Below are 26059 nucleotides of genomic sequence, written 5' to 3'. Positions count from 1 at the left end.
CTCATCACCCACTATCAAGCCGACTGGGGAGCACTTAATCGTACCTACTCTGTTCAGCCATCCGATCAGCACTTCGATCGCTTTGAACAGTTTTACAACAGCCAGATTCAGAAACTAAACTCTCTAAGTTTTGACGACCTCTCTCACTCGGACCAGGTGGACTATCTGCTATTTCAGAACAGCTTGAACCGGTCTCTCTATTTCTTACAGGAAGAGCGCAAGCAGTACAACCGAATTGCATCATACTTGCCTGCCGCTGATGAAATCATGGAATTTATTCAGCTGCGCCGGAGGGGGCATTCTGTTGAAGGACAAAAAGTAGCCGAATGGATGAACAGCTGGTACCATGACGTTGAAAGGAAACAGAATCAACTAAAGGAAGCAGAACCACTCACCAAGAGAGATGCGGCCTATTTATCAGATGCCATTGAGGAGTTAAAAGATGCCGTCGAAGAAGCCTACTCATTCTACTATGGATACTCGCCCGATTTCAACTGGTGGGTTGAGTCACCTTTTGAGTTGCTCAAAGAGTCGTTTGAGTCTTATACTGAACTGTCTGCTGAACATTTCGATGAAGAACAAGAAGTTGTGGACGAAAGCGGAATTACCGGCAACCCAATCGGCGAGGATGAGATCAATCGTCGGCTGGCCTTTGAGTTGATCTCTTACACTCCGCAGGAGCTGATTGAGATTGCAAACGAGCAGTACGACTGGACCCTGCGTGAAATGCTGAAAGCTTCAAACAAACTTGGTTTTGGTGACGACTGGAAAGCGGCTCTGGAACAGGTAAAAACCACCTACCTCCCTGCCGGAAAACAGCCCGACCTGGTTCGGGACCTGGCACTTGAGGCAGAAAACTTTTTGGAAGAGCGGGACCTGGTAACCATCCCTGAACTTGCCAAGGAGACCTGGAGAATGATGATGCTAAGTCCGGAGTGGCAGCGTATCGCCCCGTTCTTTCTGGGCGGTGAGACGGTTCGGATTGCCTATCCTACTCACACCATGACTCATGAAGAGAAAATGATGAGCATGCGCGGGAATAATCCTCACTTTTCGAAAGCGGTAGTGCATCATGAGCTGATTCCGGGTCACCACCTGCAACAGTTTATGAATCAACGCTATGAAACACAGCGCCGAATGTTCAGAACCCCGTTCTGGACCGAAGGCTGGGCACTCTACTGGGAATTCGTTCTCTGGGAAAAAGGATTTGCAAACAGTCCTGAAGACCGAATCGGGATGCTCTACTGGAGAATGCACCGGGCGGCAAGAATTGTGTTCTCCCTGAACTACCATTTAGGTAACTGGACACCTCAGCAGTCAATCGACTACCTGGTTGATAAAGTGGGTCATGAATATGCGAATGCTGAAGCGGAAGTACGGCGATCCTTTGAAGGTAACTACGGCCCCCTCTATCAGATCGCCTACATGGTCGGAGCCATGCAGTTCTACTCACTCAGAATAGAGCTCGTAGATTCAGGTGAAATGAGCGAAAAGGAATTCCACAACACAGTTCTTCAAAACAACAGCATGCCGGTTGCAATGGTCAAAGCTATTTTAACCGGACAGGAGCTCAGTACCGACTTCGAATCCAGCTGGAAATTCGGCGATTACATCGAAGGGATGTAGTTCACCGCGGCGGTACAGAGATTCGCAGTAGGAACATATAGAATCCCCTCCTTATGAAGGAGGGGCTGGGGGTGGTTGGACCAGCATTTGTTACTTCAAAAAAGTATAAAAAGTGAGCCTGACTTATTTGAACCTCCCCTTATTCCCCTTCTTAGAAATGAGGGGATATATTATGTTATCAAACTCAAATTAGTTAGATAATTTAAAATCACTCAGCGCACCCCGCGCCTCTGCGGTGAATCCACTCTCCTAAATCTTCCCCTTCTTTCGCAGACGGCGGTAAATTCTTTCAGTATCTAACTCGTCAGGTATTTCTGAACCTGAAACTAAATGATCAGCCAGAATTGAAGCCATATACTCCGAATATATCAGTCCTTTCGAACCCATTGCGGAAAAGATGCAGAGCTGTGGATTGTTTCGGTGTCTTCCCAACACCGGAAGATGATTGGGTGCTGTTCCTCGGACGCCCGCAAGCTGTCCGGTCTTTTTCACGCTTTTACTGATCTCCGGCAGAATTTTCTCAAGTTTCCCAAAAAGCCGGTTATATGCCTCATCTGTGATATCCACATCTTCAAAATGGTGTTCATACGTTGAGCCCACAATCACCTCGTTCGGCTTTCTGCGGAGAATATACCCCAAAGCGGAGAGTCCGTGCTTCCATGGTAGTTCTTTGTCAGTTTCAAAAATGGCCACTTGACCCTTCACGCGCTGTATTCCAAGCTCGGCCCAGTCATCAAATCCCGGAGTATCGGCGCCGGCACAAACAATCACATGCTCTGCGGTTGCGGTGTTTCCCTCTTCATCAGTAAGTAAAAAGTCCGACTCGTGAAATTCGTAAGTCGTTTTCAAACCGCTGAACGTTACACCGCCATCTGTCAATACTTTTCGAAACGTATTCAGGTAGTTGTCCACAAAAACCGTCAGTCCCGGTTTAATGAAGTATCCTCCATAGTTTTCAGCTATTCCCGGATTGATCTCCTCAATTTCATTCGGTTCGAGCCACTCCACCCAACCCTCAGGCCACGGCTGCTCATCAAGTGATTTTTTAAAATTTTCTGCCAGCTCTTCGGTGATGGCCGGACGCAACACTCCCGTGGCATTAAAAAGATCGCTTCTGCCGGATTGCTCGGAGAGCTTATCAATATTTGATCGAAATTCATTTAAACATTTTTCACTTTCCCAAACCAGATTTCCTTTCCGACCTGCCGAAGGATTGACCATTGCGGCCGGCGGCCCGGGAGCCTCGGGATCAGCCCTAAACGGGTCAATCAGAAGAACTTTTTTACCTCTTTGATGAAGTTGATTGGCCATTGATAAACCGGAAATACCGGCCCCAAAAACAGCTGCATAATAATCTGACATATAAAGTAGCATTTAATTTAGTGAAACTTACGGGCCAAACCACTCATAGACAAACGGGAAACAATTCGAAACATATCAACCTTAGTTCAATTAATAATTTTTTCAGTAACCTAAGAAAAAAGTCTCCCCTAACAAGGGGAGATTTAGAGGGGTGTCCATCGAATTTTTACACTTTATGATAAACATCCCCCTAAATCCTCCTTGAATAAGGGGGACTTTTACATTCAACAATCGAACTCAGGTTATCAGGTGATTTTATCAGAAGCGGATTTGATTAACTGTATGATATGAAATCATAAAATTTAGATCCATTCTGTTGTATTCCGGTTAAATCTTTCGGAGTTTTGACGCCATGGGATTTTTCATAAGAAAAGCATTTAAAGCCGGGCCATTACGTATCAACCTGTCCAAAGGGGGAGTTGGCGTTTCAGGTGGAGTCACAGGTGCTCGAATTGGACTCAATCGAAACGGAGCTTACCTCTATGGCGGCAGGCATGGGCTTTATTATCGTGAGCGACTCGGGAAAAGAAAAAAAACACGCCGTTCGCCTGATCATATTAAACCTGATGGACGGCCGGTTGAGATCAATACAAACGGCACAACCGATCTTTTTGTAGATACGGGCGCAACTTTCCCCTCACCCTACGACCTGATCGAGCCGCATCCGTGGCCAGAGCTCTTAGATACGACTCCCCGCTATAAGAATCCGATGATGTGGGTTTTACTCGTTTTCCTCATCGCAGTCTCAGTAGCAATTCCTAATCCAATCGTATGGGCAGCCTCAGCTGCCGGTTTTCTTCTGATCTCCTGGTCTATAATTAGTGATTACAGCTGGCGAATGAAGGGACACAAAATGGTTGAAACCATTGCAGATGCGTTTGAAAAAGACCCGAAGACTGTGGAATTAGACGTAATGCACCAATTTGAGACAAAAGCACCCAAACGCTTCAACGAACGCTTTATGCCGGATCTTTTCTCCGTAATCATCCAGATAGCGATGGAAAAACTGGATGATGATTACATATTTTCATACAACAAACTTGAAAAACAGATTCCGGTCAGCGATGAGTTCATCAATAATACAAAACAGACGATTCTAACCCGCAGGTTGGATGCTGTTTTGGAAGACCATCTCCTTACTGAAGAGGAAGAGATACAAATTCGAGGTCTCATTAAAAAGCTTAATCTTTCTGAGCAGTTTATATTTGAGGAGCTTCAATACCTCAATTTGGCATCATCTGTTAGACAAGAGATGGAGAGCCCAATGCAAGAGTCTGATTGCCCCATTCCTTTGGTCAGAGGTGAACACTGTTATGCGGTTTTTGAAGATGTTCGATTGCTTGAAGAACGTGTTCAGGATCGTTTTCAGCACAAACGGATTCAATACAGAAAGCTGGGATATGATATCCAAATTGAAGGTACGTTGGTTATTACAGATCGGAGGTTTATTATATTCGGATCAGGTTCAAAGGAGTATCGCCTCAATAAAGTTTTGGATGTAATTACAGACCTGGAAGCAAACACGATTGAAATCACCATTTCCGGGAGGAAAAATCCAATTTTCCTTACCTCAAAATTTCCAATGATCATCGCGGCGAGGCTTGAGAAGATTATTGAAAATAAAGTGAATTAAACGACCTGCAAGCGTCCGACAGGACCTGGCAGCGTCTCAAACACGTTTTAAAAAAATCACCAACTCCACAAAACCCATTCATGGGTTTAACACACGAGCGCGGGATTTATCCCCGCGAGAAATAGATGAAGCCCGGTCATGAATGACCGGCTAATATATTAAGCCTCACAATTTGAGGCTTTTCATTTTTAACGTGAGTTCGACATAAGTATCTTGAATATGATTCTCCACTCCTGCCTGCCCACGAAACGTCGGGGTGTAAGGAGGGCATGGGGGAGGTAGCCTTGATGAATAAAGGCTTCAAACCTAATCTGATAGTGGTTTTAACCACCCCTATATCACTTCGTGGGAATCGCTTCGCTCGGAGCCCCTCCTTGAAAAAGGAGGGGACTTTTTCAATACCTTTACATTCATTTTATATCGAACTCACATTATTTAACTATACTCTTGGTGAAACTTCGGGTCCTCGTACCTTTTTGGCCATAGCGTTTATTTTGCCACGGAAGCACGGAAAACACAAAGGTGCTCAACAAATATTTCTGCGAAACTCAGCGCAGTAATCCGCGCAAATCTGCGAGAAAATCAGACGCTGCCAGATCCGGTGGGTGCTGACAGGTCTTTTAATTGTCAACATCCCAACGATATGTTCGATGGGTTTTGTGATGTACACACCCCAGCGCTTCCAGGCTTCGCTGCATCAGCCAATTCTTTTCGCTGACCCACGCCCCCTCCAGGTACTCAAGTGTTGGCGCCGCCTGATGTGTCATCTGAATACCCCGAACAAACACCAGGGCTTCTAAACCAAGCTTTCGATACTTTGGAAGTGTTCCAAAAACCATTGTTCTAAGATGCATAACCCTGTGCTTAAAACGCATCAGTTTCGGAATATGCCACCAATTCAGTTTACCTCCCGTTTCGGCAGAAATTTCATTCAGATCCGGAATGGAAACTGAAAATGAAGCCGGCTCTCCATTCACAAATGCAAGCTGGATACTCTCCGGAATCATGATTCTTTTCAAATCCTGAACCATCTGTTGAGTTGCTTCACTGGTCAGCTCCGTAAACTCATCCTCCCGCTCTGAGATATCCTGATGGCGCCACGCCTGATTGTAAATTATTCGAATTGATTCCGCATCTGTTTTTAGATTTTTCATATCAATAGGACGCGTACTCACATCAGGCCGGCTCTCAATTCGGTCCGTAATACGAACCATTCTTTCGGGGATAGGCTCAGCAAAATCCCGCTTATAACTCCAGTGATCGTCCAGCTTTTCAGCACCAGTATTTTCAATCAGCTTTTTATAATATGGCGGGTGATAAAGCATTCCATAAATAGGCGGCTCGTCAAAGTTCTCTACCAAAAGCCCCCAGTAATTCATATTCTGCCCAAAATTGACCGGCCCGCGAAAAGCAGAGTAATTATGTTTTTTATGCCACATCTTAGCAAATCGAATAACTTCATCCGCAACAGATTGGTCATCAATCATCTCCAGAAAACCCAACCCGCCCATTTTTGGAGATAGCGCAGTATCCTTTTCAGGGTGATTCATCAAGGCAAATCGTGCAACCAATTTCTCCCTCTGATACATCAAATAGCGCTCACAAATTCCCCCATCAAAAAAGGAGTTCTTCTCGGAGTTAAAAACATTTTCAACTTCAAATCGAAACGGCGGTATCCATTTGGGATAGTCTCTGTAAATAGAAAAGGGGAATTCATGAAAGAGATCGATCTCTTTTTTTGAATCAATCTTTTGAAATCGGTATGCCATCAGTCGAAATCAATTCTTACATTATGATTTTAAATATCTGTAGAAAGTACAGGCCACAATGTTCTGTTCAAAATCGTTAAAACCAGGTTAACCGTTAATCACAGGGTTTATATTTATGCAGTCTGAAAGCAGACGGAAATTTATTGTAATTTTACTAGCTCTATCCTGCATTCTGGCTACCTATTTGTTAATTGGCACTTCTCCAATAACACAAAAAAAACTGGTCCGCAGTTCACAGATAGATTCTCTGATCACATTAACACTCGAAGACTTTAATATTGCCTCAAATCAGGTTCGTAAAAGAGATATTCAGGTAGATTCTGTTTTTTCGCGGAGTGTTTATAACATTAGAGTAGCTCCCAACTTTTCAAAGACCACTTTACATTATACAATGAAACAGGAATTATGGCCTTATCGAATCAATCCGGTTGCCAAGGTAGAGTTTCCTGCAAAAGATATGCGATTGCACTTGTTGGTTAATGACCAGATCTACAGAACACTTATTATACAGGATGATCAGGATTTGATACTGCAGCAAAATCAACCAGAAATTTTACCCGGCCAGGATTCTCATGAAGTGGATTGAACCTCAAAAATATCTAAAGAAGCTTAAGCTCGATGAATTCCCCCAACCGGATATTATTCAACTTAACCATCCGGTACTGCTTTGCCACGGGTATGGAAGTATGTCTATGCTGATGAAACCTTCTCCGATGCACGACTCCTGTCTGCGTCTCAGAAGTTTTGGAATTCAAGCCTTTGCTCCAAACATAGTGCCCTACGCTACAATCGAAATACGTGCCAGCCAGTGGTCTGAGCGCATTAAACAGCTTCAGGAAAAGTATGGGTATGAAAAGTTCAATGTTATTGCTCACAGCATGGGAGGCCTGGATATGAGGTACGCTATCCATAACCTCGGCATCAGCAGCTCGGTGGCTTCCCTCACAACCGTTGCTACACCTCACCACGGCACAAGCCTCGCCGAAATTGTTTTGACCACTCCTGAGCTACTCAAGGAGAAACTGAATGAACTAATGAACTGGTTTGGTGAGAATGTATTTCCGGATCAGAAAAGTAATGCCGTCGCTGCTGTTGAGCAATTGACACGAAACTACATTAAGGAGACATTCAATCCGTCAACTCCTAATCACGAAGATATTCAATACTTTTCGATCAGTGCTTGTGTAGGAAAAGGAACCAAGTATCCCTTGAATCCAATTCTGCGTCTGCAAAATCAGCTGATTTATCAAAAAGAGGGTGTGAATGACTCTTTCGTAACTGCAGATAGCGCCGTTTGGGGCGAGCATATTGGTGAGTACTCGCTTAGCCATCTCGAGCAGATCGATCTCCAGGTTAGCAAAGAGCGGAAACCGTTGGTGAACCAGATGTGGCTCGATATAGCCAAAACACTGAAAAATAACAGCTTATAATTCAATATCTTTCAAGTCGTTCAGAAGAGAGTAGGCTGTCAGATCATACTGAATTGGTGTGAGTGATGCATATCCTTTCTCCAGGATAGAGATATCGTTTTTTTCATCCTCATCTAAAAGCTGAAATTTACCCGTCATCCAATAGTAATTACGATTGTGGGGATCAACCCTGCCCTCAAATTCTTCCACATACCGGCTGTTCGCCTGGCGTGCCCATTTAATCCCTTTTAAAGGACCTGATGGCGCATTCAGGTTAAGGGTAACTCCTCTGGGTAATCCGTGATTTAAAACATATCCGATCACTTTACGAGCAGCATCCTGACATCCGGACAGATCGGCGTCTTCGTCAAAATCGGTACAGGATACAGCAATTGAGGGATAACCCAGAATGGTGCCTTCCGTAGCTGCACTTACAGTTCCCGAATAGAGAATGTTTATCCCCGCATTACTTCCGTGATTGATACCACTCACTACCAGGTCCGGTTTTCGGTCCAAAAGCTGATTATGAGCCAGTTTTACAGAGTCGGCGGGAGTTCCGGATACGGCCTGTCCGTCAAAACGTCCGTCAATCCGAAAAGGGCGTGCACGAAGCGGAGTAGAAACGGTTATGGCGTGACCAACAGCACTCTGCTGTCGATCCGGAGCGATAATGGCAACATCACCAAATTCATCAGCTACTTCAGCGAGCGCCTGAATCCCCTGGGAAAAAATTCCGTCATCATTACAAACTAAAATCAGAGGCTTACGAGGTTTTGACATCTACTAATAATTATCTTTTTTCAAATCTCATCCGCTGGAAAAACTGATCTGGATTCCGCAGATTACTTATACTGCTCTTCTTCATTCGGAAAATCGCCGCTTTTCACATCATCAATATATTCTTTTACCGCATTATCCATTTCGGAATGCAAATCTGCATATCTTCTAAGAAAACGCGGGGAAAAATCTTTGTTTAATCCCAGCATATCGTGCAAAACCAAAACTTGACCATCGCAGTGCGGGCCTGCACCGATTCCAATTGTAGGTACAGATACGGATTCAGTAACGCGCTTGGCTAAGCTTGAAGGAATTTTTTCGAGAACAATGGAAAACACACCCGCCTCTTCAAGAATTTTGGCATCTTTCAAAAGCTGATCTGCTTCCTGCTCCTCTTTGGCTCTCACCTTATAGGTGCCAAATTGATATATGCTCTGTGGTGTGAGGCCTAAATGACCCATTACCGGAATACCGGCCTCTACAATTCGCTTCACCGTATTGGAAATAGGATCACCACCTTCCATTTTAACAGCGTGTGCACCTGCTTCTTTCATCATTCTGCCAGCACTTTTTAAAGCTTCTTTCGTTGTTACCTGGTAGCTCATAAATGGCAAATCAGCAATAACCAAAGCCCGGTCTACACCACGCACCACACACTGTGTATGATAAATCATCTGGTCCATTGTCATTGGAACAGTAGTTTCGTGTCCTGCCATTACATTGCTTGCAGAGTCACCAACCAGAATTACATCCACTCCGGCACCGTCTATAATTCCGGCCATGGTAAAGTCGTACGCGGTAAGCATGCTGATTTTTTCACCGTGGCGTTTCATATCTACCACGGTTTGAGTAGTTACCTTGTCTCTTTTTTGGGAAGGAAGTTCAGTACTCATGCGTTATCCTTTGATACAAGTGCAGCTGATGCTTCCAGTTCACAGACAACCTTGTCATCAACTGTTGCCTTACCTACCATGGTGATAAAATTTCTTCTCTGGCTATCAAGCTTTACCTCTATTCGAAGCTGATCTCCTGGAACCACGCTTTTTCTGAATTTCGCATTTTTGATTCCTGTAAACACCATCAGCGTATTTTCCGGATCATCAACCTGATTTTTCATAATCATTAATGCCCCCGTTTGTGCCATCGCTTCTACCTGAAGTACTCCCGGCATAATAGGAGATCCCGGAAAGTGTCCGTTAAAATAATCTTCATTTACAGTGACATTTTTAATAGTCACAATTCGATCTTCTTCCAGTTCAATAACCCGGTCTATCAAAAGGAAGGGGTAGCGATGTGGAATGTAATTTTTAATCTCTTCGATTTTCATGTTCTTAGCTTATAAAATTATAAAAATTATTGGCCTGCACAGTAGTCAACATCTTTGGGTATTTAAAGATATTCAGATTGACATCACCATGTCTTAAATTCATACCCAAAATGCTATTATTGTTTGTGAATATAACAAATCTAAGCTACGGTACCCACATAGACGTAAGCAATTCCGCCGGTAAGTTTTATAGCTTTCGTTGAAGAGAAAGATTCTGTTTGGTTCATCAAGTTCAGAAATTTGTCACCTGCCGGAAATTTAGCACTCGTTTCAGGTAGGTAGGTATAAGCTTCACGATTTCCACTAATCCATCCACCTACCGTTGGCATTACGTGTTTGCTGTAAAACTGATAAGGATATCGGATCAGCCCTTCCGGCTGGCCAAATTCCAGCACAACCACCCGGCCTCCCGGTTTTACAACCCTTGCCATCTCTTTCAATGCAACTGAAGGATCATCAACATTTCGAATTCCAAAAGCGATACTGGTTACATCAAATGAATTATCATCGTAAGGAAGGTCCATTGCATCGGCAACTTCAAACTCAACCACAAGATTTTCATCTTCTGCTTTTGCCGGAGCGTGTTCTATCATCTCTTTGCAGAAATCTGTGCCCAGTACATACCCTTGGTGGCCTACCGTTTTTTTAAACTCAAGAGCCAAGTCACCTGTTCCTGTTGCGCAATCCAATACCCTGTCACCCGGCTTTGCTCTGCTTTCAAGCACCGTTTTCTTTCTCCATGCATTGTGCACGCCAAAAGACAAAATGCCGTTTATCCGATCATAGTCATCGGCAATATCGGCAAACATATTTCTAACTTTTTCACTCATAACTCTACAAAACTTTAAATAAGAATCAATTTCACTTCAAATGATCGGTTTTATTCAGGTACACAGCCTTAAATCCATCGTCATAAACAAGATGATTTACAGCCCCGTTCTGATGTTCAACTTTGTGCATGTTTTCCAACCCGTATCCCAGCCATTTTGATAGCAAGATTCGGATCAATCGGCCATGCAATACATAAACCAAAGTATCACTCTTACGGTTTTCAATATCGCGTTGTATTACGTCATTTGCTCTTTCAAATACTTCGACCGGAGATTCGCCTCCCGGTATCGGTGTGTTCAGGCTGCCGGATTGCCAGATCAGTTTAAGTTTCTTTAAATCGTCTGAAGCATCCATGTATGGAATTCCTTCATATTCCCCGAAATCCATCTCGTCGAGACCTTTTTCACGCACTGTTTCGAGTTGATGCTTCTCGCTAAAGGGTTTTGCTGTTTGCCAGGTTCGCTGTAACGAACTGCAATACAGCTTATCTGCTGTGTAGTTGGTTAAGTAGCTGGATAGTTTTTCTGCCTGGGTCCACCCTGTCTCATTCAGCGGAGCGTCAATGCTTCTTCCCTGTAGCAGTCCCTTTAAGTTATAATCCGTTTCTCCGTGACGCGCTATTAAAAGCCGTTTCACACTCATTTTTTCTTTTTTGTGTTAAAATCGATGACTGCCTGTCTGATTTGCTGATCCAGTTTTTCTACTTCAACCGGCGGAATATCCTCATAGACGGCATATCGTATTAAAACCATCTTTAGTACTCGATCGTTTAACGGAAGTTTATCCCCTTTACGGTTTGAATCGAACTTATCCCAAAGCCTTCTCAACAAGCTTATTTTGAAGAGGAAAAAGTAGATAATTCCAATTGAGACAGCTAAATACATTTCATTGATGCCCATAAAACTAAGAGCTACAGCGGCAACCGAAACCTGAAGAAGTTCTGAATTTAAAATCCTCACCGTTTTTTCAAATACAATATTTACAAATGCACTTTTTCTATGATACCACCAGTAGTGGAAAATAAATGCAATAACTGCTGCCAACCAAGTATCCATAATAAAAGCCAAACCGAGATAGAGTAACATGGCTAATGAATCTGCACTATCAATCCAGGTTACTGCTTTGGAAATCAGACTTTCGAACGAATATTTTTTTAGCAAACCGGGCACGTACTTTTCGACGGTTTCCCTGGTTGCATGGAACCAGTGACCGCCTGAAGTGACGGTAGAGAATGGGGTTTCCAGTATATTTATTGAGTGAGACTTCTTTGAAAACATAATGGCTAAAGATAGCCTCTATTGTGGAGAAAAAGAACTGAAAACCCCATAGATGCTGCAGTTATTCAGTTTACGCTTTTGCTACCGTAACGATAACTGCCGGATTACTTATTTTATGCAGAACGCCGGCTAATTCGAATGTGGTTGCACCTGTCGTAAATACGTCGTCTATGATTACAGGAATCTTGTCTTCTAATTCAATCTTTCCTTTCACCAAAAATGCATTTTTCAAATTTCCCGTTCTTTTTTCAACAGAAAGGCCTGTCTGTGTTTTTGTTCTCTTTACTCGCAAAACAGTTCCCTTTCGGATAATTTTCCATCCTGTCTTTTTTGCAAAACCTGTTGCCAAAGCTCCGGCCTGATTAAACCCCCTTTTTCGCAGCTTACTTTTATGAAGGGGAATCGGAACAATAATCGGTTCAGCATGTCTAAATATTTCATCCAGATATATATGAGACTGCGACAAAAATTTCTCTGCCAATAGACCGCCTAAATCCACACCCACTGACTGTAGATAATTATACTTAAGATTATGAAGCATTTGCTGTAAATATCCTCCTTTATCAAACTTCCACATCGAAAACTGAAGTTTAACAGAATCCGGCAAAATCAGGTCTGGATCGAGTCCAGAATACTCAAACCTCTCTTTGGCGCACCAATTACATAGATGTTTATCTGGTTGCTGAATTGATGAACCACAACATGGACAAATTACGGGAAACAGCAGTTCAAAATATGGTTCCAATATTTTCCACATAGATGAAAGAATAGAATTAAAATATCCTTGTTATAATTATATGAACCATTTTTTCTCCGTTCCTTACAAATTGTGGTACTTTTTAGGTTGAATCTTTTGGAAAGCCCTATATTTAATTAGATTTGATCAGCGAAAACAATTCAAAAACAAATTTTATGCCTTCACTAGGGAAAGATTTAATCAAAATTCGAGAACACCTCGATCTCACTATTCATGACATTCAAAATGCAACGAAGATTCCTCTCTCAACACTGAAATCCATTGAGGACGATTCAATTTTTGAAGAATCAAAAGAGATTCAAACCTACATTAGAAGTTTTGTTCGCACCTATGGCCGTAAGCTGGGGCTCGATGATCAATTGGTTTTGGAAGCCCTGGATGCATTAGAAGTTGGAGGATATGATCATCAGCTTTTAAAAGCCTATCCTGAACTGGCACCCCCTTCAGCAAAACCGGTAGATAAAAAAATTCCGGAAGATAAACCTGCTGACGATTCTGCAGATGAATCAACTAAAAAGAACGAAGTTTTTGATCAAGCTGGAACTTCTCATCAATACGACGCACCTGACGTTACAAATCGTCCAAAAAAATCGAGCCGGCCGGAACCACCGAATGTTCGCAACATAAACTGGGCCGATATGGGGAAGAGATTTTCAACCAACCGAAATAATGCCCCAGTTCGTTTAATTGGTATTGGTCTGATCGTGCTTGTAGTGTTACTTACAACCTACTATATTTTTACAAATGACTTTTTTGCAACAGACGAACCCCAGATTACAAGTACCCCGCCCGCTCCCGAAGAAACTATTCAGGAGGATGAATCCGGAATTCCATTGGAAATCACAGAATCACCCACCCAAGAACCAGAAATTGATGTTCCTACAGAACTGGAAGAAACTCTTTACCTAACCATTTACGCAGCGACGGATCGTCTTGAACCTATACGCGTTTGGAGCGACCTAAAACCCCGGGTAGATCCCTACTGGCTGGAGCAGGGTAAAGCCTTTAATTTTGAGTTCAGCGATACCATTCGTGTTCGTGGTCAATACGGGCGCATGCTTCTTTTCCTGAATGGACACCGGATTGACAATTTCCGTCAGGAGTATTTCAATGAAGAACAGAATTCTGTAGAATTGACACGAGATATTTTTGAAGATGAAGAAAGATGGGCATCACCGGTTCCGCTTGAACTGCCCCCGAACGTAGCCGAACCCGACTCTGTTGTCCTCAGACCATCTTTTTAAAATCACAACTATTTTTCAGGAATGAATAAACAAGAGGCGAAGGCCAGGGCTGAAGAACTTCGAGAGTTGATCGAAGATGCAAACCGGGCCTACTACCAGGAAGCGAAACCTTTCATTAGTGATTTAGAATTCGATCAGGCTTTGGAGGAGTTGCACAAACTTGAGTCCGAATTTGATCTGGATGTGGAAGGATCACCCTCTCAAAGAGTTGGTGAACAACCCAGCAGCGAATTTCCCAACGTTGAGCATCCGCAGCCTATGCTCAGCCTGGACAACACATACAACGAAGATGAACTTCGTGATTTTGACCGAAGAGTGCGCAACATTCTGGGGGATATTGAATTTACTTACGCCGTTGAAATGAAATTTGACGGCGCTTCTATCCGACTTCGCTACGAAAATGGTGTATTTGTTTTAGGTGCCACACGGGGGGATGGCACAACCGGTGACGAAATCACTCAAAACCTGAAAACCATTTCAGACATCCCTCTTAATGTAGACACCGGAATTGAGATGCTTGAAATTCGAGGAGAAGCTTACATGGAAAAAGAGGCCTTTGTACGCTTAAATGAATACCGGGATGAGCAGGGACTGCAACCGTTTGCGAATCCCCGGAACTCAACGGCCGGATCCCTGAAGATGCAGGATCCGCGAGAAGTTGCGAGAAGGCCCATTCGCTTTTTTGCTTTTGATCTTTTACTGGAAGATCAAACGGATTATCCAACTCAAAAATCAAAAATGGATCTCCTTCGAGATTTGGGGTTTCCCGTTAGCAATAATTTTAAGGTGTGCCAATCCATTGATGAAATATTCGGCGTAATTGAAGAGTGGGACGAACTGAGACATCAACTCCCTTACGAGATTGACGGTGTTGTTTTAAAAGTAAATGAAGATCGATACCGCGATGAACTAGGCTATACATCAAAAGCTCCACGCTGGGCTATAGCATACAAATTTGAAGCCGAACAAGCCTCTACCCTTCTCGAGTCTATAACTCTTCAGGTAGGACGATTGGGTAAGATTACCCCGGTTGCCGAACTAAAAGCTGTGCAACTGGCCGGGACAACCGTAAAAAGAGCTTCTCTTCATAACGAAGATGAAATACTCCGTAAAGATATTCGACCCGGAGACACGGTAGTAATTGAAAAGGCCGGAGAAATTATTCCTCAGGTGCTGAGTGTAGTAAATCCTGACAGAGAAGACAGAGCTCCCTCTTTTTCAATGCCTGAAAATTGTCCGGCATGTAACGAAAAACTGGAAAAGCTGGACGATGAAGTAGCATGGAGATGTATCAATCCGCAATGCCCGCCACAGGTAAGGGAACGAATTAAACACTTTGCATCAAGGGATGCCATGGATATTGATGGCCTTGGAGAGGCGATCGTTGAACAGTTGATCGATGAGAATCTTATCTCAACCTATGCTGATCTCTACAAGCTTGAAAAAAAAGACCTTATTCCATTAGAAAGAATGGCTGAAAAAAGTGCACAAAATTTAACTGAGGCTATTCAAAAAAGTAAAGAACAGCCACTGGAACGCCTCATTTATGCAATAGGCATTCGATTTGTTGGAAAAACCGTGGCAAAAGACCTGGCTTCGAACTTTAAATCGATGGATGCCCTGATAAACGCTTCTGAGGAAGAGATGACTCAGGTTGACTCCATCGGACCAAAAATCGCTGAATCAGTTAAGCTGTTTTTTGATCATAAAAAAAATCTTCAATTGATCGAACAACTGCGGGAAGCCGGCCTCAACTTTGAAATGAGTGAATCAGATGTTGTTTCAAACGTATTAGAAAACAAGAAATTTGTACTCACAGGCTCCTTACCATCGTTAACTCGTAAAGAAGCATCGGATTTGATTGAAAAACACGGCGGTAAAACAAGCTCATCCGTTAGTTCCAACACCGACTTTGTTCTCGCAGGTGAGTCAGCTGGCAGTAAACTAAATAAAGCTCAAAAGCTTGACATACCAATTATTGATGAGGAAGAATTTCTGGATATGATTGGCGAATAACCGTGCCCACACTATCTAAACGATAATTATGATTTATCATTAAAAATCAATTTTTGATAGAACCTCACCTTCCCTATACTATGAATCAGGTACTCGTGACACGTTGAGGTTACCTTTCTACTAATCAATCATTATGAGCATTCTTGAAAAATTGGGTTTAGGCCAAAAAACTCGCAATAGTTCACCCAATATTGGAAAAAAGAAAAAACAGAAACTGAAAGAGGCCGAAAAAAAGAAGATTAAATATCTTCGGATTCTCATTTTCTCAGTATTTGTGATTTCTATCCTCATCACATTGCCGCAAACTACTTTTCAGCCGGTGGCAAGCTACACTATAGGTGAACCCTGGAGGTCTGATGACCTGACCGCACCTTTTACGTTTTCCCTAAAAAAATCGTCTTCAGAAATTGAAGAGGAACGGCAGGAGATCAGACAAAACACACCGCCTGTATTTCATGCCGATCAAAATGCAATTGTTTCTATAGATGCCAGAATCGATTCGGTTTACAGAACACTTCAACCGGTTTTAGACAACTATCTGCAATGGCAAAGAGCTAAGCTTAACAGCGAAAGCACTGCTGATGAAGACAGTACCCGATTTTATCAGGAGAGAAGACTCTCAGGTTTGGATCTCTCAGAAGAAGCCTGGAATACAATATTGAACGATTACGAGTCTAAACGGCTGGAATCGTCAAATGAAACCCTGCTGATTGAACAAGTTCAATCAAATGTCCGCAACATTGCCACCGAACTGCTTAACAGGGGAATTGTAGATCGCACAAAATCGAATATTAAGCAGGAAGAAATTATTGTTCGTAATCTTATTGATCGAACTGAACGTACAATCAATGTGGAGCGTACTTTTGATCCAAATGAAGCTTTGGACTACGCAGAATCCCAACTCCAGAGGTCTCTTACAAGCAGTGCTGCCGAAGTAGGATTCGAAGTATTTTCAAAGATTATAGAGCCAAACTATATCTATAGCGAAGAAGATACAGAAACTATTTTAAGCGAAAAGATGGACAACATCGCCACTACAAAGGGTGCCGTTGAACAGGGTGAAATCATCATTCGCAAGGGCGATATTGTAACGGAAGAGCGTGCAAATATGCTGGAAAGCCTCGCCGAAGCGCGAGCAATTACCGCCACAGACCACGAAAAACTACTGCGATTCATTGGCGAGGCACTAGTCATTATTGCTGCTGCACTTGTCTTTCTTTTCTACATCTATCTTTACAGGCTCAAAATTTTTAATAACCCATCCATGTTTCTGCTGGTCTTTATTGTGATGGGGTTATTCATACTAGGAAGCGCGGCTATATATCAGTTAGAGAGCGTTAACAGCTATATAGTGCCTATAGCCGTAGCTCCAATCATTCTCACTATCATTTTTGACTCGCGGGTTGGACTTACAGCAACTATTACTATGGCTATGATTACAGGCATCATACATGATAACAGCTTTGAATATCTGATAGCCACTACCGTTGCCTGTAGCCTCGGTGTTTTTTCTGTGCGAGATATTAAAAATAGATCACAGTTCTTCTTTACAACACCCGGGGTTGTGATGGGAAGTTATCTTTTTGTATTGGGAGGTTTCGCGTTAACACGCTATACCGGTCTTGATCAGTTTTCAACAGATGTACTTTTTGTTGTTATCAATTCAATCTTTATTCTCTTCACCTATCCACTCATCCTATTGATTGAGAAGCTCTTCAAAATCACCACTGATTTTACTCTGTTAGAGCTGGGCGATACCAATCTGCCATTAATGAAAAAATTAATGAACGAAGCGCCGGGAACCTTTCACCATAGCCTCCAAGTGGCGAATCTTGCGGAATCTGCAGCATCAGAAATTGGGGCGAATGGACTATTGTGCCGGGTTGGCGCCATGTATCACGATATTGGTAAAATGGATAAGCCGGCCTATTTTATTGAAAATCAGAATAAGTCGAACGACCACGATAAGCTAAAGCCAAAAATGAGTGCGTTGGTTATTAAAAACCATGTTAGCGAGGGAGTCAAGATTGCAAAAGAACACGATCTCCCGAATGTGATTATTGAATTTATTAAAACGCACCACGGTACCTCACTGATTAAATATTTTTACGGCAAAGCTCAAAATCAGAAAGAGACAATACCTGAAGAAGATTTTCGGTACGACGGCCCTATTCCATATACCAAGGAACAGGGTATTCTGTTGCTTGCTGATGGTGTTGAGGCAGCATCAAGGGCGATGAAGGATCCCAATTACAGCAAGCTCGAAAATCTTATTAACAGACTTATAGACGACAATATTAATGATGGTCAGCTCAGTAACTGCCCTCTTACGTTCAAGCATATACAGACCATTAAAAATTCATTTCTGAATATCCTGGTTGGAGTCTATCACAGCAGGATTGAGTATCCTGAGGAAAAAAAGAAGAAAAAACAGAACGAAGAAAAGTCTAAGCAAGAGGACGATAAACAGACTTCTGCAGAAAACCCTCCAATCGACGAGGAAAAGGACAGTAACGAGAAGAGTGGGATTTAACGGATGGCAGCGTTCGAGTCTGAACTGAAGCAATATTTACAGTTCATCAAACTTGAAAAAGGTTTGACAAAAAATTCGACTCTCTCGTATGAAAATGATCTTCGCAGATATCTTCATTTTGTATCCCATTCGTTAAAAATTTCCGGCCTTGATGGCATTACGCTGAATCACATTGAGCAGTATCTCGAAGAGCTTACCAATATGGAGCTGGCCGTGAGTACGATCGCCAGAAATATTTCCAGTATTCGCAGTTTTCACGAGTTTATTGTAGTCGAAAAGCTGGCTGATGCCAATCCGGCCGAACTCATTGAGTTGCCTAAAAAAGCAAAAAAACTACCTGAGGTGTTGAATCCTTATGAGGTTGAAGCCATTATCAATGAGGCAGATCGAACTACATTTGCAGGTATACGTGATGCTGCAATCCTGGAAACTCTTTACGCAAGCGGGATGCGGGTTAGCGAACTAACCGATCTGGAAATGAACCGCCTTTTTTTTGAAATCGGATTTATTCGCGTTGTTGGAAAAGGAAACAAGGAGCGATTGGTTCCGGTAGGTGAAATCGCACAACAAGCTGTCGAACACTACATCGAAACGGCACGGAAAGAATTTTTAAACCCCAAAAAACCGGGTAAATCAGAAAATAAAATATTCCTGAATCAGCGAGGGGGGCCTCTCACAAGGATGAGTATCTGGAATATTGTTAACAAGTATGCTCAAAAAGCCGATATTGAAAAAAATGTTTATCCCCATATATTTAGACATTCTTTTGCCACTCATCTGCTTGAAGGGGGTGCAGATCTTAGAGCTGTGCAGGAGATGCTTGGACACACCTCCATCATTACAACTGAAATTTATACTCACGTTGATCGTTCATTACTGCATCAGGTGCACAAAGATTTTCACCCCCGAGCCTAAAAACACATCAAATAATCTAACTTTCGTCCCATGTTGAGAATTCTGGTCACGCTGCTTCTATCCGCTCTCTTTTTCATTTCGCAACAAGATCTTTCCACAGCCCAGGTAAGCCAGCCTGAAAACTATCAAAATGGCGTTGTTACTTCTGCCGACCGCTATGCTTCTGAGGCCGGTCTCGAGATACTTCAAAAAGGAGGGAATGCCATTGATGCTGCAGTAGCCGTACAATTTGCTCTGGCAGTCACACTTCCCCGGGCCGGTAATATTGGTGGTGGGGGTTTTATGGTACTTCACACCGATGATGGAGAAATTAATACATTGGATTTCAGAGAAAAAGCACCGTCCAGAGCAACGAGAGATATGTATCTGGATGATGAAAGAGAATTTGTTAGTGATAAAAGTAAAATTGGGGGATTAGCCCCGGGTGTACCCGGTACAGTTGACGGAATGGTTACAGCATTGGAAAGATATGGAACTTTGGCTCTTGAAATTGTGATGGAGCCTGCCATTCGACTAGCTGAGGAAGGATACATTTTAACTCACTCCCACGCCCGATCATTAAACCGGGCCGCCGATCGACTGCGTGAATTTGATGGATCTAAGGAAGCTTTTATCAAAACGGATAGTTCTCCATGGGAAGCCGGAGATCGGTTTATACAAAAAGATCTGGCAGAAACATTGAAACGTATTGCCAGTATGGGGCGCAGAGGATTCTACTCCGGACTCACCGGCCGTTTAATTGTAGAAGAGATGAATCGTGTTGGCGGTATCATAACCCTGCGTGACCTCAGAGATTACAAAAGCGTGTGGCGTGAACCCATTAAAGCGGAGTTTTATGATTACGAGCTATTTATGATGCCACCCCCAAGCAGTGGCGGTGTTGTTATCAAGCAAGTACTGAACATGTTGGCCGAAATGAATATTGATAACTATAGCCTCAACAGCGCCGATTATGTTCATCGACTTGCCGAAGCGTTACGCAGATCATTTGCAGATCGAAATTACTGGCTTGGAGATCCTGACTTTTTTGAAATTCCGCTTTCAGAGCTACTCGATGAAAATTATTTATCGAATCGTATATCTGATTTTAATCCTGAATTAGCATCTTCGAGTGACTCCGTTACTCAAGGTCAAGTCAATAGCGTATTGGAAAGTGATGAAACCACCCATTTTAATGTAGCAGACCGATATGGAAATGTTGTTGCCGTAAACACTACACTGAATGGGTCCTTCGGAAGTTTCGTAACCGTAACCGATGCAGGTTTTTTGTTGAATAATGAAATGGATGATTTTTCAGCGAAACCCGGAGAACCCAATATGTTCGGGTTGATCGGGGCAGAGGCCAATTCCATTGAACCTGGAAAGCGCATGTTGAGCAGTATGAGTCCGACCATCGCTCTTAAAAACGGCAGGCCGGTTTTTGCAGGAGGCGGTGCCGGCGGACCCAGAATCATCACCGCTACACTACAGAATTTTCTGAATATGGCTCTTTTTGAAATGAATGCCGAGCAGGCTATTGCAGCTCCCAGAATTCATCATCAATGGTTACCGGACAGGCTTTTTGTTGAAGGGCTTTATTTTTCGGATGATACTGTTAAAAAATTGGAATCATATGGTCATCAAGTGCAAAAAATTGGCAATATAGCACTCACTCATATCATCATGATTAATGAGGAAGGCAGTGTAATGAGCGGAGCTTCGGACAGTCGGGGTGATGGCTATGTAGCGGGGTATTAAAGAATGTAAGTACGATATAAAGGAAATGAATTTAGCTATATTTTGAATTCACTTTATTACTAAGACAGAAGAAATTTCTTTTTCTAAATTCTTATCCCTAACTCAGGTTCATTAACCCGCTTCTGAATCTATCTTTTCTTCCTCAATCACAACTGAGCTTTTATTTGTTTCCAGCGGGTTTATGGGAAAGAGAATTGCGATAGAGTTTTTATGATCATCCAGGATCATTTCTCCTTTAATTTGTTTGGTAAGCGAACGAACCAATTTCATACTCAGCTCTGTTTTGTTCTCCCAATCGAACAAATATGGTGGTAACTGTCCATTTTCCCGAACCACAATATAAAACTGTTCCGTATCTGAGTAGAGATCGATACTAACCACTCCTTCTACATCATTTTCATATACATTTTCATAAACCTGACTTAAAATCTCGTTTATAACCATACACACAGGAACTGCACGTTCCAAGTCCATAAGCAGATCACCGGCATGAAGTGAAATATTAGCCCCAGTATTCTGATTGCGATAATCTTGCTCAAGCCGGTTCGATAATTTGATCACATAAGATTTTAAATTCAGTGAATTATGACTTCCACTTTGGGAAAGGAGTTCATGCAGTAAAGAAATAGCCCTAATTCTGGATTTGGAATCTCTTAGCGTTTCAACCAATGAATCATCCCCGGTGCGTTTCAGCTGAAGCTCAAAGAGAGCCAGAATAATACCGAGGTTATTCTGAACCCTGCCATGAATCTCATTCAGTAGAAGGTCTCTTTCAGATACTGCTCTTTCTAAATCAACCTTTTGTTTTTCGAGCTTTGAAGTCTGTTTTGTAACCTCATCACGTAAACTGTTATTCCATGAGGAGACCAGATAAATACCGGTAAGACCGACAGTTATAATTATACCTATTGAAATCCAAAAAATGAGTTGATACGACTCTGTTGCCTGAAAAACTCGCTCTGCGACTATTACTTCAGAGTTCACAACTGCCTCGGTAATTCCGCGATTTCCTAAAATCCGTCCCCCTACTACAAACATAAGCACAACTACAACCACAGAAGATATGGCTCCATAGATCCACCCAAGTGTAACTTCTTGCCTTGGAGTAGGTTTCATCAAATGGTTATTTCTCAATTTTAGAATAGCAGGTGAAAATATGGATAGAAGAGGCCCTATAATCAAAATTGACTGAAAAAATGCGCCGGTCCACCAGCCATTCCAAATCTTGACGGTCAGAACTGCATCAATACCCTGATTTAAACTCCACACAAAGGAACCCAGCGAGCTTGCCATAGCTGCAACCAGTGAAACCACCGTATAAAATGCAATACTTTTAATACTTCGCAGATCGATGGATGCCGGGACACAGTGATATGCCAATGCATAAATTCCAAGTCCCAGAACAAATGAGAACGCAAATAACAATGACCACTCAATGGGCATTTCGGCAGAAAAGGCAATTACAAAAGATGAGAGAAATACCGGAATAAACCCCCACTCAAAACCAAACCAGAACAACAGCAGTGATCCAATGATAAGCGGTGGATAGATTAGAAAAAAAGTAATAACGTTTACCTGATCTACATTCACTGCTACCCAACTCTCAGGTATCATTGACAAAACCGAATAGATTGATAACCCTATCAAAACAACCCATCCTATTATGGTTGCTATAACTTTCAGTTTTTCACTCTCTAGTTTTCCTAAAAGCTGATCTAGTGCTACCGGATTCCAATAGTAGTTTTTTTCTCCATTTTTAGTGCCCTTCTCTGTCATATGCCCTTTATTTTATTAGAATATTTTAATATATCATTTTTAAAACGTTTCAGCACACATACTGTTGAATATTCTAATACTATCTGTGGCATAACGGATTAATACCGGCGCGCCTCTTAAAATTGCTAGTTATTTAAAAGTAAGGGGGATTCGAGTATACGGTAAGGTTACAATCACTGTGTGTGATTATTCATATCTGAAAACTACCAAAGCAGTGTTTTACAGCAAGTTCCAGATCATCGACAGTGCTACGGCAATCATTAAAACAGAAAAACCCATTTGCACTCTGCTTGCTGCCGTTTTTTTATTGAGTTTCACACCGAGAAAGCCTCCGAAAAAAGCTCCCACAACCAGTGGTAAACTTGTTCCAAAATCGACATATCCAAGTGTAAAGGCGGTAACTCCTTCAGGTGAACCGGATAACATTGCAAATTGAAGCCACCCTGAAAGTGAAATCAAGACAATTGCTAAAGATGAGATACTAATGGCTTTTGAAATGGAGAGTCTGTACCAGAGATTGAGAATGGGGACCAATACGACTCCGCCCCCTACACCTGCCATTGACGAAATCAATCCGCCAAAACCGCCGGCTCCAAATTGTTTGAGCAAACCCGGATTTTTGGCTTTTAATTGTAGTGTTACATTCGATTTACTCCTCCGGTAGAATAGGATTGAAACAAATATCAGCAAGATCACAAAAAAGGAGACAAACACATCCTCTGTATAAAAACTGCTGGTAACGATACTTTTTCCAACATAAACCCCCAGGGATCCTAATAATCCAATTATAATTCCCTCCTTCCAATGAGCATTTCTATGGTTTCTTTGCTGTATGGAACTGCTTGAAGCTGCAATAAATGTACAAAATAGGGATGAACCTATCGTCCAGGAAACAGGTGAACTCACTTCGAGCGCTGTAAAAAGAAAAAATAGAATAGGTGAAAAAAGTAAACCTCCGCCTACTCCAAAAAAACCGGCAATAATTCCGGCTATCACCCCTAAAATGAGCAGCAAAATAAACATTTAGATCTGTATTGATCCTGTCATATAAGTGACGGCCGACCCGCCAATTTCAACTCGATCACCCAGCTGTATACAATGAATTTGTCCACCCCGCTTTGAATGCTGCCGAGCCACTAACTCTTTTTTTGATAACCTATTTGACCAGAATGGAGTCAATAGTGTATGTGCCGAACCCGTAACAGGATCTTCGGGCACACCCACCGAAGGAGCAAAAAATCGACTGACAAAATCAACATCTTTCCCCGGTGCAGTAACAATAATACCTCGTGCCTCCATTTTTTCCAGAATTCTAAGATCCGGTCTCATTTTGGCAACAGTCTCTTCATCACTCACCAATACCAGCAAATCCACATTCATTCCTGTGAAAATTGGAATGGTTCCCAATGCATCGGGTATTAATTTCGGAACCGGAATTTTATCCGGTGGCTGTGATGGAAAATTCATCCAATAGAGATCGTCTCGTTTTTCAACAGTCAGCAGGCCACTGTTTGACTCAAAACGAATCACTTTCTCGTTGTACCCTTCATGCTCAAAAAGCACATGTGCTGTAGCTAACGTAGCGTGGCCGCAGAGGTCAACCTCGGTTGTAGGTGTAAACCACCGAAGACGATAGGATCCATCTTTGTTCTGAAGATAGAAAGCTGTTTCTGAAAGATTGTTTTCCGATGCTATTTGCTGCAAAGTACGAACATCAGGCCAGGTAGTAAGAGGTACGACAGCAGCCGGATTACCTGAAAAAATATGTTCTGTAAACGCGTCAACTTGAAAAAGTTTCATCTGTAGATCTTTTTCTCAAAATGTACAAAATAGAAATGAGGATTACACTTTGTAACCAAAATTACAAAAGTACAGAAAGTTAGTTCAACACCTCTATTCGCTGACGAGCCATACGTTTTGCCTCATCATTGTTCCCCTGTTCCAAAACCTTCTGATAATATTGAGCCGCCTCTTCAGAATTATTCATTCTCTCACTTGTCCTTCCGGCTTGATATGCGGAGAGAGCCTGAAGGGGACGCCCCCCCGGATTTGGAAGCTGTTTTCCTATATCGTATGATCTTTTAAAAGAATCCCGTGCCTCATCTAAATTACCCATTTGATACTCTGCCAGCCCCAGCCAGTAATGAATCTCTTCCTCTAAAATATTTCTGTCCTTTTCAGGTAAATTTGCGCTCTTTTCAAGAATCGCTTCTGCAAATTCGATGACCTCCCTGTACCGTTTTAAATGATTCAAAGTTCGTGTATAAAGCCTGCTATAAAATGTATTTTTAGGATATTGGTTTACCAATTCATGAAAATGACCAAGAGCTTTCTTGTAGTTACTTTCGTAGTTCAAATGAATATTACCCAAAAAGTATGTAGCCTCAGGTCTTGCAAAAACGCCTTCTTGTGATGCTATTTCCAACTGTTTGAGCCCCTCTTCCCGGTCACCATCAGGCAAAAACCATGAAACCGCACGCACCACCGGATAATTTTCAGGTATGTAGGCGGCATAGTACCGTTTCATTCCCTCTGCAAAGGTGTTATCCGCTAAACCGGGAACCACTTCCATGAGCCTGGAATAGGCTTGATAGGCTTTTCGCCCAATATTGGCTGCCGTCAGCCACTCTTCCCTGTTTGAATAATGGCGGGCCGTGTATCCGTTGGCAGTCGCCCGGATAATGAGTGCATCAGGATGATCGCGATGTCTTCTTAGTAATTTCGAAGCTTCATAGTCTGCCTTCTTCATCACATTGAAGAATTCTTCATCGTGCTCTGTGTTGTGAAGATCGTTTAGCACCGTCCACCACAACTCCATGCCATCCCACAATGTCCACAAAGGGTGATCAGGATGTGATTCTATCCAGGGCTCGAGAATTAGCCTGGCTCCTTCTTGATTTTGATTATAAAGAGAGTCAATGGCCGCTTGCGCGTCAACTTTGAAGTTTTCATTCTCGATAAGAGCCGCTGTTTGCCCGGCAGATTGAGACACGCTTAGCAGACTAAATAGAATAAATAGTACCAAACCGTTAAGTTTAGAGGTCAGAAGACGCATAATTGAAAACTGTAG

The 26059-nt window shown here is 42.5% G+C and carries 22 protein-coding genes; 9 read left to right on the top strand and 13 right to left on the bottom strand.

What is annotated here, in order from left to right; genetic code table 11:
- Positions 1-1626: DUF885 family protein (locus ACESM0_RS01275; RefSeq protein ID WP_372902862.1), on the top strand; the 1626-nt coding region annotated here is incomplete at its 5' end.
- A gap of 249 nt (positions 1627-1875) precedes the next feature.
- Here ACESM0_RS01275 and ACESM0_RS01270 read toward each other — a convergent pair.
- Positions 1876-2988, bottom strand: coding sequence for an NAD(P)/FAD-dependent oxidoreductase (locus tag ACESM0_RS01270; protein WP_372902860.1), 1113 nt, complete (start codon positions 2986-2988; stop codon positions 1876-1878).
- Between the two features lie 352 nt (positions 2989-3340).
- Between ACESM0_RS01270 and ACESM0_RS01265 the strand changes: the two genes are divergently transcribed.
- Positions 3341-4621 carry a DUF4236 domain-containing protein gene (locus tag ACESM0_RS01265; RefSeq protein WP_372902858.1) on the top strand — a complete coding sequence of 427 codons (1281 nt, stop codon included), beginning with the start codon at positions 3341-3343 and terminating at the stop codon, positions 4619-4621.
- Positions 4622-5241: 620 nt separating this feature from the next.
- Here the strand turns inward: ACESM0_RS01265 and ACESM0_RS01260 are convergent.
- Positions 5242-6390 carry a hypothetical protein gene (locus ACESM0_RS01260; RefSeq protein WP_372902856.1) on the bottom strand — a complete coding sequence of 383 codons (1149 nt, stop codon included), beginning with the start codon at positions 6388-6390 and terminating at the stop codon, positions 5242-5244.
- Positions 6391-6505: 115 nt separating this feature from the next.
- On the opposite strand from ACESM0_RS01260, the gene ACESM0_RS01255 reads away from it, so the two are divergent.
- Both ACESM0_RS01255 and ACESM0_RS01250 read left to right on the top strand, forming a co-directional pair.
- Positions 6506-6976, top strand: a complete 471-nt coding sequence (locus tag ACESM0_RS01255) for a hypothetical protein (RefSeq protein ID WP_372902854.1) — start codon at positions 6506-6508, stop codon at positions 6974-6976.
- Complete coding sequence (locus tag ACESM0_RS01250; protein ID WP_372902852.1) at positions 6963-7820, top strand: lipase family alpha/beta hydrolase; 858 nt, start codon at positions 6963-6965, stop codon at positions 7818-7820. Before ACESM0_RS01255 ends, ACESM0_RS01250 begins: the two co-directional genes overlap by 14 nt.
- Here ACESM0_RS01250 and surE read toward each other — a convergent pair.
- The 7 genes from surE to ACESM0_RS01215 all read right to left on the bottom strand — a co-directional run bounded on the left by surE (position 7815) and on the right by ACESM0_RS01215 (position 12588).
- Complete coding sequence (surE, locus tag ACESM0_RS01245) at positions 7815-8579, bottom strand: 5'/3'-nucleotidase SurE (RefSeq protein WP_372902850.1); 765 nt, start codon at positions 8577-8579, stop codon at positions 7815-7817. The two genes, ACESM0_RS01250 and surE, sit on opposite strands and share 6 nt — an antisense overlap.
- A gap of 62 nt (positions 8580-8641) precedes the next feature.
- The gene (gene panB, locus ACESM0_RS01240) at positions 8642-9469 is read right to left on the bottom strand and encodes a 3-methyl-2-oxobutanoate hydroxymethyltransferase (protein WP_372902848.1); all 828 of its coding nucleotides are present in this window, start codon (positions 9467-9469) and stop codon (positions 8642-8644) included.
- The gene (gene fabZ, locus ACESM0_RS01235; protein WP_372902846.1) at positions 9466-9903 is read right to left on the bottom strand and encodes a 3-hydroxyacyl-ACP dehydratase FabZ; all 438 of its coding nucleotides are present in this window, start codon (positions 9901-9903) and stop codon (positions 9466-9468) included. The genes panB and fabZ overlap by 4 nt, the downstream gene beginning before the upstream one ends.
- A 140-nt stretch (positions 9904-10043) precedes the next feature.
- On the bottom strand, positions 10044-10733 hold the full coding sequence (ubiE, locus tag ACESM0_RS01230; RefSeq protein WP_372902844.1) for a bifunctional demethylmenaquinone methyltransferase/2-methoxy-6-polyprenyl-1,4-benzoquinol methylase UbiE: 690 nt from the start codon (positions 10731-10733) through the stop codon (positions 10044-10046).
- A 31-nt stretch (positions 10734-10764) separates the two neighbouring features.
- The gene (locus tag ACESM0_RS01225; protein WP_372902842.1) at positions 10765-11376 is read right to left on the bottom strand and encodes a histidine phosphatase family protein; all 612 of its coding nucleotides are present in this window, start codon (positions 11374-11376) and stop codon (positions 10765-10767) included.
- Entirely contained in the window at positions 11373-12011 is a 639-nt protein-coding gene (locus ACESM0_RS01220) for a hypothetical protein (protein ID WP_372902840.1), read from the bottom strand. The genes ACESM0_RS01225 and ACESM0_RS01220 overlap by 4 nt, the downstream gene beginning before the upstream one ends.
- Positions 12012-12081: 70 nt before the next feature.
- Positions 12082-12588: a ComF family protein gene (locus tag ACESM0_RS01215; RefSeq protein WP_372902838.1), complete on the bottom strand. Its 507-nt coding sequence runs from the start codon at positions 12586-12588 to the stop codon at positions 12082-12084.
- A 335-nt stretch (positions 12589-12923) separates the two neighbouring features.
- Here ACESM0_RS01215 and ACESM0_RS01210 point away from each other — a divergent pair, with 335 nt between their 5' ends.
- From ACESM0_RS01210 to ggt, 5 genes are all read left to right on the top strand, one after another.
- Positions 12924-14012 carry a helix-turn-helix domain-containing protein gene (locus tag ACESM0_RS01210; protein WP_372902836.1) on the top strand — a complete coding sequence of 363 codons (1089 nt, stop codon included), beginning with the start codon at positions 12924-12926 and terminating at the stop codon, positions 14010-14012.
- A 21-nt stretch (positions 14013-14033) separates the two neighbouring features.
- Entirely contained in the window at positions 14034-16028 is a 1995-nt protein-coding gene (gene ligA / locus ACESM0_RS01205; RefSeq protein WP_372902834.1) for an NAD-dependent DNA ligase LigA, read from the top strand.
- A 133-nt stretch (positions 16029-16161) separates the two neighbouring features.
- The gene (locus ACESM0_RS01200) at positions 16162-18561 is read left to right on the top strand and encodes an HD family phosphohydrolase (protein WP_372902832.1); all 2400 of its coding nucleotides are present in this window, start codon (positions 16162-16164) and stop codon (positions 18559-18561) included.
- Between the two features lie 3 nt (positions 18562-18564).
- Positions 18565-19476: a site-specific tyrosine recombinase XerD gene (gene xerD, locus ACESM0_RS01195; RefSeq protein ID WP_372902830.1), complete on the top strand. Its 912-nt coding sequence runs from the start codon at positions 18565-18567 to the stop codon at positions 19474-19476.
- A gap of 30 nt (positions 19477-19506) precedes the next feature.
- Positions 19507-21213, top strand: a complete 1707-nt coding sequence (ggt, locus tag ACESM0_RS01190; protein WP_372902828.1) for a gamma-glutamyltransferase — start codon at positions 19507-19509, stop codon at positions 21211-21213.
- A gap of 111 nt (positions 21214-21324) precedes the next feature.
- Here the strand turns inward: ggt and ACESM0_RS01185 are convergent, their stop codons facing one another.
- The 4 genes from ACESM0_RS01185 to ACESM0_RS01170 form a co-directional block, all read right to left on the bottom strand.
- Positions 21325-22989: a sensor histidine kinase gene (locus ACESM0_RS01185; protein ID WP_372902826.1), complete on the bottom strand. Its 1665-nt coding sequence runs from the start codon at positions 22987-22989 to the stop codon at positions 21325-21327.
- Between the two features lie 219 nt (positions 22990-23208).
- A complete protein-coding gene (locus tag ACESM0_RS01180; protein WP_372902824.1) occupies positions 23209-24012 on the bottom strand; it encodes a sulfite exporter TauE/SafE family protein in 804 nt (267 codons plus the stop codon).
- Positions 24013-24789, bottom strand: coding sequence for a PhzF family phenazine biosynthesis protein (locus ACESM0_RS01175; RefSeq protein ID WP_372902822.1), 777 nt, complete (start codon positions 24787-24789; stop codon positions 24013-24015).
- Between the two features lie 79 nt (positions 24790-24868).
- Complete coding sequence (locus ACESM0_RS01170) at positions 24869-26044, bottom strand: tetratricopeptide repeat protein (RefSeq protein ID WP_372902820.1); 1176 nt, start codon at positions 26042-26044, stop codon at positions 24869-24871.
- Positions 26045-26059 lie beyond the last annotated feature (15 nt).

Origin of the sequence: Rhodohalobacter sp. (assembly GCF_041686455.1) — a bacterium.
GTDB lineage: Bacteria > Bacteroidota > Rhodothermia > Balneolales > Balneolaceae > Rhodohalobacter.
The sequence above is the reverse complement of the archived record's forward strand: the minus strand, read 5'-3'. Positions and strand labels throughout refer to the sequence as shown.

What these genes read in the sequence shown, in the direction of transcription:
- ACESM0_RS01260 (WP_372902856.1), bottom strand. Translation starts at nt 6,390, where the DNA reads ATGGCATACCGATTTCAAAAGATTGATTCAAAAAAAGAGATCGATCTC.
- ligA (WP_372902834.1), top strand. Translation starts at nt 14,034, where the DNA reads ATGAATAAACAAGAGGCGAAGGCCAGGGCTGAAGAACTTCGAGAGTTG.
- ubiE (WP_372902844.1), bottom strand. Translation starts at nt 10,733, where the DNA reads ATGAGTGAAAAAGTTAGAAATATGTTTGCCGATATTGCCGATGACTAT.
- ACESM0_RS01200 (WP_372902832.1), top strand. Translation starts at nt 16,162, where the DNA reads ATGAGCATTCTTGAAAAATTGGGTTTAGGCCAAAAAACTCGCAATAGT.
- xerD (WP_372902830.1), top strand. Translation starts at nt 18,565, where the DNA reads ATGGCAGCGTTCGAGTCTGAACTGAAGCAATATTTACAGTTCATCAAA.
- ACESM0_RS01220 (WP_372902840.1), bottom strand. Translation starts at nt 12,011, where the DNA reads ATGTTTTCAAAGAAGTCTCACTCAATAAATATACTGGAAACCCCATTC.
- ACESM0_RS01180 (WP_372902824.1), bottom strand. Translation starts at nt 24,012, where the DNA reads ATGTTTATTTTGCTGCTCATTTTAGGGGTGATAGCCGGAATTATTGCC.
- panB (WP_372902848.1), bottom strand. Translation starts at nt 9,469, where the DNA reads ATGAGTACTGAACTTCCTTCCCAAAAAAGAGACAAGGTAACTACTCAA.
- ACESM0_RS01225 (WP_372902842.1), bottom strand. Translation starts at nt 11,376, where the DNA reads ATGAGTGTGAAACGGCTTTTAATAGCGCGTCACGGAGAAACGGATTAT.
- ACESM0_RS01255 (WP_372902854.1), top strand. Translation starts at nt 6,506, where the DNA reads ATGCAGTCTGAAAGCAGACGGAAATTTATTGTAATTTTACTAGCTCTA.
- ACESM0_RS01210 (WP_372902836.1), top strand. Translation starts at nt 12,924, where the DNA reads ATGCCTTCACTAGGGAAAGATTTAATCAAAATTCGAGAACACCTCGAT.
- ACESM0_RS01215 (WP_372902838.1), bottom strand. Translation starts at nt 12,588, where the DNA reads ATGTGGAAGTTTGATAAAGGAGGATATTTACAGCAAATGCTTCATAAT.
- ACESM0_RS01265 (WP_372902858.1), top strand. Translation starts at nt 3,341, where the DNA reads ATGGGATTTTTCATAAGAAAAGCATTTAAAGCCGGGCCATTACGTATC.
- ACESM0_RS01175 (WP_372902822.1), bottom strand. Translation starts at nt 24,789, where the DNA reads ATGAAACTTTTTCAAGTTGACGCGTTTACAGAACATATTTTTTCAGGT.
- ACESM0_RS01250 (WP_372902852.1), top strand. Translation starts at nt 6,963, where the DNA reads ATGAAGTGGATTGAACCTCAAAAATATCTAAAGAAGCTTAAGCTCGAT.
- ggt (WP_372902828.1), top strand. Translation starts at nt 19,507, where the DNA reads ATGTTGAGAATTCTGGTCACGCTGCTTCTATCCGCTCTCTTTTTCATT.
- ACESM0_RS01185 (WP_372902826.1), bottom strand. Translation starts at nt 22,989, where the DNA reads ATGACAGAGAAGGGCACTAAAAATGGAGAAAAAAACTACTATTGGAAT.
- ACESM0_RS01270 (WP_372902860.1), bottom strand. Translation starts at nt 2,988, where the DNA reads ATGTCAGATTATTATGCAGCTGTTTTTGGGGCCGGTATTTCCGGTTTA.
- surE (WP_372902850.1), bottom strand. Translation starts at nt 8,579, where the DNA reads ATGTCAAAACCTCGTAAGCCTCTGATTTTAGTTTGTAATGATGACGGA.
- ACESM0_RS01170 (WP_372902820.1), bottom strand. Translation starts at nt 26,044, where the DNA reads ATGCGTCTTCTGACCTCTAAACTTAACGGTTTGGTACTATTTATTCTA.
- fabZ (WP_372902846.1), bottom strand. Translation starts at nt 9,903, where the DNA reads ATGAAAATCGAAGAGATTAAAAATTACATTCCACATCGCTACCCCTTC.